Source organism: Paenibacillus sp. MABNR03 (genome assembly GCF_050455445.1).
Lineage (GTDB): Bacteria > Bacillota > Bacilli > Paenibacillales > Paenibacillaceae > Paenibacillus > Paenibacillus xylanilyticus.
Genome location: NZ_JBCIYR010000007.1, coordinates 158,468 through 170,661 on the forward strand (window position 1 = coordinate 158,468; position 12,194 = coordinate 170,661).

Below are 12,194 nucleotides of genomic sequence, written 5' to 3' on the forward strand. Positions count from 1 at the left end.
ATGGTATGCTTAATGATTAGTACAAGCGGCATCACGCTCCGCTACGGAAAACGTGCACTTTTTGAAGATGTGAATATCAAATTCACACCAGGCAACTGTTACGGCCTGATCGGCGCCAACGGAGCCGGCAAATCAACATTTTTGAAAATTTTGTCCGGTGAAATTGAAGCAAACTCGGGAGAGGTGCACATCACCCCGGGCGAACGTATGGCCGTTTTGAAGCAAAACCACTTTGAATATGATGAGTACCCTGTTCTCGAAACCGTAATTATGGGTCACAGCCGTCTGTACTCCATCATGAAAGAGAAGGATGCGCTGTATGCCAAAACAGACTTTACAGAAGAAGATGGTCTGCGCGCAGGTGAGCTTGAAGGTGAATTTGCCGAGTTGAATGGCTGGGATGCTGAGCCGGATGCAGCCGCACTCCTGATCGGTCTGGGTATCGATCGTGACATGCATGAGAAGAAGATGACAGAACTGAGCGGTAATGAGAAAGTTCGTGTTTTGCTGGCACAGGCATTGTTTGGCCGTCCAAACAACCTGCTGCTCGATGAGCCTACCAACCACTTGGATCTCGAATCCATTCAATGGCTTGAGAACTTCTTGATGGATTATGAAGGTACTGTAATTGTCGTATCCCATGACCGTCACTTCCTGAACAAAGTATGTACTCACATTGCGGATATCGACTTTGGTAAAATCCAGCTGTATGTAGGTAACTATGACTTCTGGTACGAATCCAGCCAATTAGCACTTGCTTTGCAGCGTGATGCCAACAAGAAAAAAGAAGAGAAGATTAAAGAACTGCAAGCCTTTATTCAACGCTTCTCGGCGAATGCCTCCAAGTCGAAGCAAGCGACTTCGCGTAAGAAGCAGCTCGACAAAATTACGCTGGATGATCTTCGTCCATCAAACCGTAAATATCCATTCATCAACTTCAAACCTGAACGTGAAGCGGGTAAACAATTGTTAACCGTGGATCGTATCAGCAAATCGATTGATGGTGTCAACATGCTGAATGATGTCAGCTTTGTGGTAAACAAAGGGGATAAAATTGCATTCGTTGGACCCAATGGTAATGCTAAATCGCTGTTGTTTGACATCCTTATGGGTGAAACGGAAGCGGATAGCGGTGAATATACTTGGGGTGTAACGACATCACAGGCTTATTTCCCGAAAGACAACTCGAAATACTTCGACGGTGTAGAGATGACTTTGGTCGATTGGCTGCGCCAATACTCCAAAGATCAGGACGAAACGTATCTTCGTGGCTTCCTGGGTCGTATGCTCTTCTCAGGCGAGGAATCCCTGAAAAAGGCTAGTGTGCTCTCCGGGGGAGAAAAAGTCCGCTGTATGCTGGCGAAAATGATGCAAACAGGTGCCAATGCCCTGATTCTGGATGAGCCAACGAACCACTTGGATCTCGAATCCATTACCGCGCTGAACAATGGTATGATTGATTTTGACGGCACCATGCTGTTCACTTCCCATGACCATCAGTTCATCCAAACGATTGCAAACCGGATTATCGAAATTACGCCAAATGGCATTATCGATCGCCAAATGAGCTATGATGAATATCTGGAGAGTGACGAAATTAAAGAACTGCGTAACAAAATGTACCCTGTTGAAGCTTAATTAAGGCAACAACGAGCAGGTTAAAAACGCCAGTAATACAAAGAACCGCAAGCCCTGTTGAAGGAGCTTGCGGTTCTTTTTGCATAGATAGGTTCCAGGTATCTCTAGGATCCACCCGTACGGCGGCGCTGATTGTTGGGCTTTTTGTTGTTTTGACTCTTCATCGCTTTTGGTCCGCCTTCAAAATAGGCGCTGGATTGGTTACCGGAGTTCGCCTGTTGTTTCTTTTGCGCCAGCTTCTGGCGTATGGCATCCTGCAAACTGATTTTCTTCGGTTCAGTGTTTTCGCTCATCATTATTTCCCTCCCGGTCTTACAGTAAGCCGTCCGGATTGGACGGGATGTACTTATTTTATACGTTTTGCAAAAGCCCCACAAGGGCAACCTGATAATAAGCGGGGATCCTTGACTTTTTGACTGGCGCAACATTTTTTCTCTACGCCTACAGCAATGCAGCTTGGCAACTTTGTTTCAGCATCCCTACAGCCATGCAACTTGGCAACACTGTTTCTATAGACCCACACGGGTGGCATTTGGTACCATAGAAAAACCGTAATACGAAACGTAAAAGGAGTGTCGCCCGGTTTGAACGCTTATGAGGAAATACGTAAAGGGGAACGAGGGGCCTGGGTCAGTATCGCGGCCTATCTGGTATTGTCCGCCTTTAAGCTAATCTGTGGATATTTATTCGCTTCCAGCGCCTTGCTGGCAGATGGTTTTAATAACCTTACGGATATTGTTGCTTCGGTTGCTGTATTGATTGGGCTTCGGATTTCCCAGAAACCACCCGATTCAGATCATGCTTATGGCCATTTCAGAGCAGAAACGGTTGCTGCCTTAATTGCTTCCTTTATTATGGCCATGGTCGGGCTTCAGGTATTAGTCGAAGCAGTACGTTCGTGGTACGAAGGGGACTTTGCAGCTCCTAATCTATGGTCAGCAGCGGTCGCTGTAATCTGTGCAGTGGTTATGCTCGGCGTGTACCGCTATAATCATCGATTGGCATTACAGATTAACAATCAGGCCCTCATGGCAGCTGCCAAGGACAATCGTTCAGATGCCTGGGTAAGTATCGGAGCCGCAGTCGGGATTGTGGGTGCACAATTCGGAATACCGTGGTTGGACAAGGTAGCTGCGATTGCTGTCGGGCTTCTGATTTGCAAAACCGCCTGGGAAATATTCCGGGATTCCACGCATCGCCTGACAGACGGATTCGATCAGGAACAGTTAACGGATCTTAGATCATCTGTTGCCCGGGTTCCTGGTGTGGAAATGATCAAGGACGTCAAGGCCCGTGTACATGGGAGTCATGTACTTGTGGATGTAGTGATTGAAGTGGATGGCGGGCTTAGTCTGATTGAAGGTCACCAGATCTGCGATCAAGTGGAGGAACGGTTGAAGCGATCACATAATATTATGCATGTTCATGTGCACGTAGAGCCGAGAATGGATGATTTGGCAGACCATTCGTGAAATGTCTGAGAGGGCAGGTAACGTTTGTTAAAAAAAAGAGGACAGTCGCTGTGTGCGCTGTCCTCTTTACTTATGTTTAGAACGATTATACGATACTATTGAATGGCAACGTGGATCCACGCTTTGCCTTTCCAAGTGTATACTTGAACCCATTCGCCGCCATCGAAACCGTCTACAACTTCACCTGTTGTATCGATAACTTGGGCACCCAGTGCACCGATTGGTTTACCGTTAGGTGTATCGTAGAACCATGTGCGCTCCAGCAGGTTGAGCAGCATTGTAGGGACAAGAACTTCGTCACCCGGTTTTACAACAGGCTCGTCAAAGATTTTGTCTTCATCCGTTCCATAAGTTGCACCAGTAACCGTCTCCACTGTGCCTTCAACCGTTTCTACAACCGGTTTGTTCACTTCAACCGCAGGTGTAGTTTCAGCAGGTGTTGTTGCCTCCGTTCCTGTCTCTGGGGTTACTGTTCCAGTAACCGCTTCCTCAGCACCGGCAGCAGCAGCCATTGAACCCATCAAAGTCAAAGCAGCGGCAAAACTTACGATTTTTTTCATTTGTTTTTCCTCCTCGGGTTAGGTATGTAATTTGTTGTTCTGTGTTAAAAGTAACCAGGCAAGCTCACTTATGAATCAACATTTTAACAATATTTTCTTTTATTCTCCAGTGTCAACTGGAGCATATGTGGGTATAAGGAAATCTTGTGAATATCAGACTTGAGTGGGAGAAAACCGGGTTGGCTATGTAAGAAAAGTCCTGTTTGTTCATAAAGGAACAGTTTGGAGCGGAATAAGGATGGAATAGACCCGAAAGGAGTGTAATACATAATAATTAGGTGGGGGACCTTTTGGCCTGGGTCGTTTGATGCAAAAAAGGTGAGAGCATAACAAAAGCCCAACGGCTTTTGCAAGCGCGTTAGGCTTTTGTATGTAATCTTGTTAAATAAGTGGCGAGATTAACTTGATTCATCGCATTCGGCTGCGTCCGGTAATCAGGGAGATGACGAACAATACAACAAAGATGAAGAAGAGAACTTTCGCGATGGAAGCCGCTGCCTCAACAATTCCGAAAAAGCCGAAAATACCTGCAACAAGAGCAATAATCAGAAATAGTACAGACCATTTCAACATGAGTATTCATCCTTTCGTATAGAGATTCGGGGCGCTTAGCGTTAATGCCGCCGCCGTGTTGTAGTTGTTCTTTAACCTAGGGTTTTTACCTTGAAACATAAGGGCTTTTTCCAAATTAAGTATATGATGAAGTTCGATTCGAATTTGTTTCGCACTTGAAATGGTCGGGTAACTATAGCAATAACAAAACGATGTAAATGAGAAAGCGAGGTTCTTCTATGATCTATCAAATTAGTGTTGCCTTGATTGCAGTGGCGTTTGCAGTGCTGGTTTTCTTCTTAATTCGTACATTGAAATCTGCTCAAGGCTCGCTCGACAACGTATCCAAGACACTTCAGGAAGTTCAAAAGACGATTGATGAACTGAGCTATGAAGTCAAACAGACGGTAAGGCATGCCAACGATATTACTGTCGACGTACAGCACAAAATGAAGCAAATTGATCCGGTAATGGAATCGGTACAGAATCTTGGGGAGGTTTTGAATGAGGTGACAGAGGCTGCCAAACAGGTATCCACGACCATGATCGCCAAATTTCAAACCAAACGAAACAATCAAGAACAGCAGAACAAACGTTCAGAGGTAGCCAAAGTACAGACAACGCCTGCGACACCGAACGATCGGACCCTGCAAAGTTATCAAGCTACATATAATGATACTGCAAAGGGCGGGAAAAATTGGGTGAAATATATTGATCTGGCCGCAAATGTTTGGCAACGTATGCGCAAGTAACGTGACCGCTGTGTAATCCTGAATGTCTTTCAGAGCGGTGATGAACTGAACTAAATGAAAGGGTGAGAATCATGATGAAACTACTGCTTGTTATGTTTAGCGTAATTTCTCCCTTTTCCGTTCAACCGGCAGCAGCAGTACCTGCTGCTCAAGATATGCAATGGACGGTAGTGGAAGAGGAAGTACCAGAGGTTAATCTGGCTGCTGATCGATCCGGACCGGTTCAGCATTTTCGGACTCTGAATGGCATCTCTCTGAATGACAGCAAAGGTCATATTTTAGCAGAGAAAGGTCAGCCGCTTCAAAAGAAGGTAGATCCATACCTTGGTTGTCCTGAATTTGAATTCAATGATGTCAAGGTTGGGCTCTGTGAGGATACCGGAGAAATCCAGTATGTGCACATTGATGGAACCGAAGGCCGATTGAAGCTCAATGAGCAGTGGATCGACATGGATATTGAGTCCATCCGCGAGGTTTTGGGCGAGCCCTATGTTGTGGCTGAAGATGGAGAAGTGTATCTGCGAGGTCATCAGGCCATCAAGGTTTATATGAAGCCTGGCACCGAGCGGATTGATGGTGTTGATCTTTTTGAGGATCATCTCCAGTAAAAGGGAAAAAGTTTCTTCTAAAGAAGCGTTTCAATCAAATATCGTAAGGTTATATATTAAAAGCAGCTCGAAATGAAGATTATCAGAGGAGAGTGGAAACGATGAATTCAACCAATGCGCAAGCTTATGCAAAAGTGGTAGAAAACGGAGTCCAAGCGGTAGAAGCGGTGAAAGAACTGCAGAATACCGGATACCTTGCTGATCATATCTTCGTTCTGGCCCACGAGAAGGATCGTACGGATCGAATTGCTGATACAGCTGATGCCAAGGAGATCGGTATCAAGGAGGAAGGCGTATTCGATTCCATGGCGAATTTGTTCCGTTCACGTGGTGATGAACTCCGGGCCAAAATTGTATCCATGGGCTTTACCGAAGCTGAGGCGGACTTCTACGAGACTGAACTCGATAAAGGCAAAGTGCTTGTTATTGCCAAAAAGAAAGATTAATTGGTATACATGTTAACCGAAGCATCCTGAAAAGGACAGGCTTTAGGATCAAAAACATAGATAAGGAATGGGGATATCCCCATTCCTTATCTATGTTTTTGCGAGTTTGGAAGCGGGATCAGAACGCAGCAAAAACAGGGCAGCAAGCAGGTGTGTTTTCCTGTAGTGGTGCCATTTACTGATAGAAGTTTTTTGCTTTTGAGATTATAGTTATAGTAGGAAATATTATGTCTACCGCCGTATTGATCGCGAAAAATGTATATTTTGGGTTGTTACATGACTTGATAAAAATCGACAAACCCGGAACGGAACGCCACAGATAAGGGAGATAGAAATGAAAATACTTATTGTTGACGACAATCCGACGAATGTCATTATTATTCGAGAAATTCTGAAAAAAGAGAACTATCGTGACATTTTAACGGCAAGTTCAGCCATGGAAATGTTTGAAGTATTGGGAATTGGGGAGGAAAACAACGAACTCCGTCCGAAACCGTCGGATATTGACCTTATTTTGCTAGATATGATGATGCCTGAAATGGATGGGATCGAAGCCTGCAGAATTGTGCAGAAATTCGAAAATCTTAAGGATATTCCCATTATTATGGTTACAGCGATCGGTGACTCCAAAAAACTTGCCGAAGCATTGGACGCCGGAGCGTCGGATTATGTAACGAAACCGATTAACAAAGTGGAACTGATGGCCCGAATTCGCCTCGCTCTCCGTCTGAAGCAGGAAAAGGACTGGCATAAGGAACGTGATCAGCGCATCCAGGATGAGCTTAAGCTGGCTGCCATGGTACAGAATGCAGTATTAAGTCCGGCTATCGAAGATCCGTTGTTCCATGTCAATGCGATCTATAAACCTTCATTCGAACTTGCGGGGGATCTGTATTCATGGTACCCACTAGGGGAAGGCCGTTACGGGGTACTGCTGCTGGATATGATGGGGCACGGAATCTCTTCCTCGCTGTTTACCATGTTCATTGCCTCGGTACTGAAAGATACGGTTACGACCTATGTGGATCCGGAGAAGGTGATTCAGGAGCTGAATCGTCGTTTTAACCAACTGCATTTGGAAAAACAGTTGGTACAGTACTACTTTACAGCTATTTACCTGGTTGTAGACACCCGAATGAAGCGTATTGATTATGTCAATGCAGGGCACCCACCAGCTTTATTTTTCCAAGGCGATGGAAGTGTAACCACATTTGATTCGGTTTGTTGTCCGGTGGGGTTGTTCGACAAAATGGATATTGAACCGCAGACCATTCATTATGAGGGTGAGGGACATATTGCACTCTATACGGATGGCTTAACAGAAGCTGTTCAAGGAGACCAGGAGGAACAACTCCAATTTTTGATTGAACAGTTAAAAGGTGAACATCAATGGAATGAACCTGCGATGCAGGCGTTATTTTTTGATGATGAAATTCCGCAGGAGCGGGATGATGATAAATGCTTGGTATGGATCACATTGAATAAAGGGGCGGAAGCTGAATGAAGATCAGGAATAAACTGCTGATTGGCTTTACTGCTCTCATGGCTATTCTACTTGTGCTCACTTTCGTGAGTTACGAGCGGATGAGTAGTGCCAATCAACAGATCGATCAGATGTATCAGGATCGTTATCTGAAAGTCAGGAACACTTCATCGGTACGTGGAGAGGTCAATGACATAGGAAAATTGCTGACTAACTTGTTGCTTAATCCGAACAATTCGATTAGTGCCGCCGATGGTGAACTCAAGGAGATGGAAGAGAGAGGAGAAGGCTATCTAGAGGAAGTACGTGCACGGGCAGATAGCGCAGGTGAGCATCAATTGGTCGACCGTGTCAATGAGGCCTGGGTAGCCTATGGTGCGTACTCAACGAGACAGCTCAGCCTCTTGTCTCAAGGGCGTATCGAAGATGCCAATAACTACCGTAATTCAACAGGGCTCGCTGTGCAAAAGGAAGCTGTGGATAGTCTGAATGCACTCTCTCGTTTTCAGGATCAGGAGATTGATACGGAGATCAAGCAAGCGAACGAGGAATTCAACCGTGCTGTTCAGATTACCGTAGGCATTATGATTGTCGGGCTTCTGTTTGCACTTGGCGTTATCCTCTGGGTGCTGCCAAGCATTACAAGAGGTCTGAATACGGTGTCGATGATGATTACAAGTTTTGGTAAAGGCCGATATCGCACGATCAGACGTATTCAGGTCAAGTCCACGGACGAGATCGGGCAGATTGCCAGTGTATTCAAAGATGTATCTGCTGATTTGGAAGAAAAACTAGAAATAGAGAAGGCTTATATGAAGGCCCAGCAGGATCAGAACTGGATGAGCTCCAATATAGCCAGAGTACCTGAATTGCTGCGCGGCATCGGTTCAATTCGTCAGATTTCGCAAATGTTTATTAGCGAGTTTACACCAGTGCTTGGAGCACAGCTCGGCGTGGTGTATCTGATTGATGAAGAGAAGCACCCCGATGAATTGAGACGGTATGGTGCTTACGCCTTTGAAGAGAACGAGGACGTTGGCAAGGAAGTATATCGGGTTGGTGAAGGGCTAATCGGCCAGTCAGCTCTCGATATGAAACCGATTATTCTTGAAAATACACCTGAAGATTATGTGAACATTGGTTCTGCCTCAGGCTCTACCCGTGCTACCAGTATCATGATTTATCCTGTCGTTTTTGAGGATGAGCTGATCGGTGTGGTCGAATTGGCTTCTTTTGAAGGGTTTAATGATCTGCATAAGCAGTTATTCTCCCAGCTGATCATGAACTTGGGCGTCATTCTTAACAATGTTCGGCGCCGCTTGCGCGTGGAAGAGCTGCTGCGTGAGTCGCAGGCACTTACAGAAGAACTTCAGGTGCAATCCGAGGAACTGCAAACACAGCAGGAGGAATTACGTCGCTCCAATGAAAACCTGGAAGAACAGACGGGGGCTCTTAAGCGCTCTGAAGAATTGCTCCAGCGTCAGCAGGAAGAGCTGGAACATTTCAATACCGAGCTGATTGCCAAGACCCGTGCACTTGAAGAGCAGGTTCGTGAAGTGGAAGAGAAAAATGACGAGATTGAGAAAACGAAAACACAGCTGGAACAGCAGGCGATGCAGCTGTCGATGACAAGCAAATACAAGTCCGAATTTTTGGCGAATATGTCGCATGAACTTCGAACTCCGCTGAACAGTCTGCTCATCCTGTCCCAATTGCTGTCTGAAAATAAGGAAGGCAACCTCAGCAGCAAGCAGCAGGAATATGCTCAAACGATTTATATGTCGGGCGCAGATTTGCTTAAGATGATTGATGAGATTTTGGACCTTTCCAAAGTCGATGCGGGCAAGATGGATATCAATTATGAGACGGTTCGAATGGATGAATTGACCGCTTTTGTGGAACAAAACTTCGGGCCTATGGCGAACAAAAAAGAACTGGATCTAAACATTCAATTCGACAGCACTTTACCTGAATGGGTGTATACCGACAGTCACCGTGTGAAGCAGATTTTGCGCAACTTGCTGTCGAATGCCTTTAAATTTACCAATCGGGGATCCGTAAGCATTATTGGACGGAAAATGACACCTGAGGAACTTCCGGGTTATCTGAATACCAATCAAGAGTATGTCGGATTTACCGTGAAGGATACCGGGATCGGAATACCTTCTGACAAAACGGATTTGATCTTCGAGGCCTTCCAGCAAGTTGATGGAACAACCAGCCGCAAATACGGGGGTACCGGACTGGGATTATCCATCAGTCGTGAGTTGGCACGTCTATTGGGCGGTGCGATCCAAGTCGAATCCTCCGAAGGTGTGGGCAGTGCGTTTACATTATACCTTCCTGACAATCATGAGGAAGCGGCTCCGGAGGACGAAGGAGTTATCGAAGCAGCCGCATCTGCAGAGTATGATTCGTCTGCAAGGCGGTCCCGAACCTTGCGTTCAAGCCGGCAGACTGTAATTGCACCGGATCCTGATGCCACTTCCCTGATGGAGATGCCAGCAACCGACACAGCTGTATCCGTGCATGTAGAGGATGATCAGAGCAATCTCATCGAGGGAGACAAAATATTGCTCATTATTGAAGATGACGTCAACTTTGCTCATATTTTGATGGATATGGCCAGAGGAAGAGGATTCAAGGCGATTGTGGCAACGCAAGGAGACAAGGGGCTCGACATGGCCCGTCAATATTTGCCGGATGCGATTATTCTCGATATTCAGCTCCCGGTCATGGATGGTTGGGCCATCCTGGGCGAACTGAAAAGCAGCTCGGCAACACGTCATATACCAGTACATGTTATTTCTGTGATTGACGATATGAAACAGGGATTGATGATGGGCGCAATTGCCTACCTGAAAAAACCTTCCAGCAAGGATTCGCTGGATAAAGCCTTCTCGCATATCGAATCCTATACAGAGAATCAGTTGAAACGTTTGCTTATTGTGGAAGATGATGAAGTTCAGCGTAAAGCCATTATAGAACTCATTGGACATGATGATGTGGCCATAACCGCTGTATCTACAGGCAGTGAGGCTTTAACGGAATTGCATAGCCAGCGGTACGATTGCATGGTACTGGATCTGATGTTGACAGACATGACCGGATTCGAATTGCTGGATCAGATCAGGGATGATCAATATCTGAATGATCTTCCGATCATTATCTACACAGGCAAGGAGCTGGATAGCAAGGAAGAGATGAAGCTCCGCAAATATGCGGAGTCCATCATTATCAAAGACGTGAAATCACCTGAACGTTTACTTGATGAGACAACCTTGTTCCTGCACCGGGTAGAAGCCAATCTGCCGGAAGACAAGCGAAGAATTTTGCAGAAGCTTCATAACAAGGAGACCTTATTTGAAGGCAAAAAAATACTGCTCGTAGATGATGATATCCGAAACGTATTTGCACTTTCGAGTGTGCTTGAAGGTTACCGAATGGATGTTACGTTTGCTGAGAACGGGCGTGAAGCCCTGGAGATTCTGGATAAGAATCCGGAGATTGATCTTGTACTCATGGATATGATGATGCCAGAAATGGATGGATACGAGGCTATGACACGGATTAGACAGATTCCAAGGTTTGAGAAACTGCCAATTATTGCGCTGACGGCCAAAGCCATGAAGGATGATCGGGGCAAGTGTATTGAAGCCGGCGCATCCGATTATGTGAAAAAACCGATCCAAACGGATCAACTGTTATCATTAATGCGTGTGTGGCTGTATTCGTAACCCGATAGTTTGGGTAATGAACAACAATACATCTATTACGCAAGTAACAAATGAAGAAGTGGAGAGAATCTATGACACCGTGGGAACCTACCGAGGCTGATGAACAATCGGTCCGCATGCCGCAAGACGAAGAACGCGAATTGATTGAGATTGAGTTGTTATTGGAAGGTATGCACCGTCTATATGGATATGATTTCAGAAATTACGCATTGCCGTCTTTGAAACGAAGAATCTGGCATTATGCCCATTCGGAAGGTGTTAAGACGATATCCGGTCTGCAGGAACTGGTTTTACATGAGCGTTCTGCATTTGAGCGTTTCGTACAAAACCTGTCCATTCCTGTGACCGAGATGTTTCGCGATCCTACGCTGTTCCGGACGTTCCGTGAAAAGATCATTCCTGTGTTAAGAACATATCCGTATATTCGGATTTGGCACGCGGGTTGTTCCACGGGCGAAGAAGTGTATTCCATGGCGATCATGCTGCATGAGGAGGGTCTCTATGATAAGGCACGCATCTATGCTACCGACATGAATGACCGTTCTTTGCAGCAGGCCAAGGAAGGCGTATATGGCATCGAAAAGATGAAACTATACACGACAAACTATTTGGAGGCAGGGGGTACAAGAGCCTTCTCCGAATACTATACAGCGAAGTATAACTCCGTTATGTTTCATCCTTATTTGAGGAAAAACATTATTTTTGCGGAGCATAATCTGGCAACTGACCGGTCATTTAACGAGTTTAACGTTATCTTTTGCCGCAATGTAATGATTTATTTTAATGATGAACTGCGGAATCATGTGCACGGGCTGTTTCATGAGAGCTTGAGCCACTTCGGCATCCTTGTGCTGGGATCCAAGGAATCAATACATTTTACGGAATTCAGCGATGCCTACGAGCCGTTAGACCGGACGGAAAAAATATACCGGAAGATCAAATAGGG

General features: G+C 45.6%; 11 protein-coding genes. 8 read left to right on the plus strand and 3 right to left on the minus strand.

Annotated elements, in window-relative coordinates; genetic code table 11:
• Positions 1–12 precede the first annotated feature (12 nt).
• Positions 13–1,638, plus strand: a complete 1,626-nt coding sequence (locus AAIH57_RS26110) for an ABC-F family ATP-binding cassette domain-containing protein (protein WP_430023552.1) — start codon at positions 13–15, stop codon at positions 1,636–1,638.
• A 104-nt stretch (positions 1,639–1,742) separates the two neighbouring features.
• On the opposite strand, the gene AAIH57_RS26115 is transcribed toward AAIH57_RS26110, so the two are convergent.
• Positions 1,743–1,931, minus strand: coding sequence for a hypothetical protein (locus tag AAIH57_RS26115; RefSeq protein WP_095292429.1), 189 nt, complete (start codon positions 1,929–1,931; stop codon positions 1,743–1,745).
• 291 nt (positions 1,932–2,222) lie between these two features.
• Here AAIH57_RS26115 and AAIH57_RS26120 point away from each other — a divergent pair, with 291 nt between their 5' ends.
• Complete coding sequence (locus AAIH57_RS26120) at positions 2,223–3,110, plus strand: cation diffusion facilitator family transporter (protein ID WP_175395324.1); 888 nt, start codon at positions 2,223–2,225, stop codon at positions 3,108–3,110.
• A gap of 95 nt (positions 3,111–3,205) precedes the next feature.
• Here AAIH57_RS26120 and AAIH57_RS26125 read toward each other — a convergent pair whose 3' ends face one another.
• Entirely contained in the window at positions 3,206–3,670 is a 465-nt protein-coding gene (locus tag AAIH57_RS26125; RefSeq protein ID WP_175395325.1) for a hypothetical protein, read from the minus strand.
• Positions 3,671–4,078: 408 nt separating this feature from the next.
• Positions 4,079–4,243 carry a DUF1328 domain-containing protein gene (locus tag AAIH57_RS26130; protein ID WP_017692264.1) on the minus strand — a complete coding sequence of 55 codons (165 nt, stop codon included), beginning with the start codon at positions 4,241–4,243 and terminating at the stop codon, positions 4,079–4,081.
• 218 nt (positions 4,244–4,461) lie between these two features.
• On the opposite strand from AAIH57_RS26130, the gene AAIH57_RS26135 reads away from it, so the two are divergent.
• The 6 genes from AAIH57_RS26135 (at position 4,462) to AAIH57_RS26160 (ending at position 12,192) form a co-directional block, all read left to right on the plus strand.
• Positions 4,462–4,974 carry a DUF948 domain-containing protein gene (locus AAIH57_RS26135; protein ID WP_175395326.1) on the plus strand — a complete coding sequence of 171 codons (513 nt, stop codon included), beginning with the start codon at positions 4,462–4,464 and terminating at the stop codon, positions 4,972–4,974.
• A 71-nt stretch (positions 4,975–5,045) separates the two neighbouring features.
• Positions 5,046–5,582 (plus strand): hypothetical protein, encoded by a 537-nt coding sequence (locus tag AAIH57_RS26140; RefSeq protein WP_175395327.1) that lies wholly within the window; start codon positions 5,046–5,048, stop codon positions 5,580–5,582.
• 101 nt (positions 5,583–5,683) lie between these two features.
• The gene (locus AAIH57_RS26145; RefSeq protein ID WP_413037252.1) at positions 5,684–6,028 is read left to right on the plus strand and encodes a general stress protein; all 345 of its coding nucleotides are present in this window, start codon (positions 5,684–5,686) and stop codon (positions 6,026–6,028) included.
• A 334-nt stretch (positions 6,029–6,362) separates the two neighbouring features.
• Positions 6,363–7,532, plus strand: coding sequence for a PP2C family protein-serine/threonine phosphatase (locus AAIH57_RS26150; protein ID WP_175395329.1), 1,170 nt, complete (start codon positions 6,363–6,365; stop codon positions 7,530–7,532).
• Positions 7,529–11,248 carry a response regulator gene (locus tag AAIH57_RS26155; protein ID WP_175395330.1) on the plus strand — a complete coding sequence of 1,240 codons (3,720 nt, stop codon included), beginning with the start codon at positions 7,529–7,531 and terminating at the stop codon, positions 11,246–11,248. The genes AAIH57_RS26150 and AAIH57_RS26155 overlap by 4 nt, the downstream gene beginning before the upstream one ends.
• Positions 11,249–11,319: 71 nt before the next feature.
• On the plus strand, positions 11,320–12,192 hold the full coding sequence (locus AAIH57_RS26160; protein WP_175395331.1) for a CheR family methyltransferase: 873 nt from the start codon (positions 11,320–11,322) through the stop codon (positions 12,190–12,192).
• Positions 12,193–12,194 lie beyond the last annotated feature (2 nt).

Bases quoted from the DNA above. Each gene is read 5' to 3' on its own strand.
- AAIH57_RS26110 (WP_430023552.1), top strand. From the start codon at position 13: ATGATTAGTACAAGCGGCATCACGCTCCGCTACGGAAAACGTGCACTT.
- AAIH57_RS26115 (WP_095292429.1), bottom strand. From the start codon at position 1,931: ATGAGCGAAAACACTGAACCGAAGAAAATCAGTTTGCAGGATGCCATA.
- AAIH57_RS26125 (WP_175395325.1), bottom strand. From the start codon at position 3,670: ATGAAAAAAATCGTAAGTTTTGCCGCTGCTTTGACTTTGATGGGTTCA.
- AAIH57_RS26130 (WP_017692264.1), bottom strand. From the start codon at position 4,243: ATGTTGAAATGGTCTGTACTATTTCTGATTATTGCTCTTGTTGCAGGT.
- AAIH57_RS26135 (WP_175395326.1), top strand. From the start codon at position 4,462: ATGATCTATCAAATTAGTGTTGCCTTGATTGCAGTGGCGTTTGCAGTG.
- AAIH57_RS26140 (WP_175395327.1), top strand. From the start codon at position 5,046: ATGATGAAACTACTGCTTGTTATGTTTAGCGTAATTTCTCCCTTTTCC.
- AAIH57_RS26145 (WP_413037252.1), top strand. From the start codon at position 5,684: ATGAATTCAACCAATGCGCAAGCTTATGCAAAAGTGGTAGAAAACGGA.
- AAIH57_RS26150 (WP_175395329.1), top strand. From the start codon at position 6,363: ATGAAAATACTTATTGTTGACGACAATCCGACGAATGTCATTATTATT.
- AAIH57_RS26155 (WP_175395330.1), top strand. From the start codon at position 7,529: ATGAAGATCAGGAATAAACTGCTGATTGGCTTTACTGCTCTCATGGCT.
- AAIH57_RS26160 (WP_175395331.1), top strand. From the start codon at position 11,320: ATGACACCGTGGGAACCTACCGAGGCTGATGAACAATCGGTCCGCATG.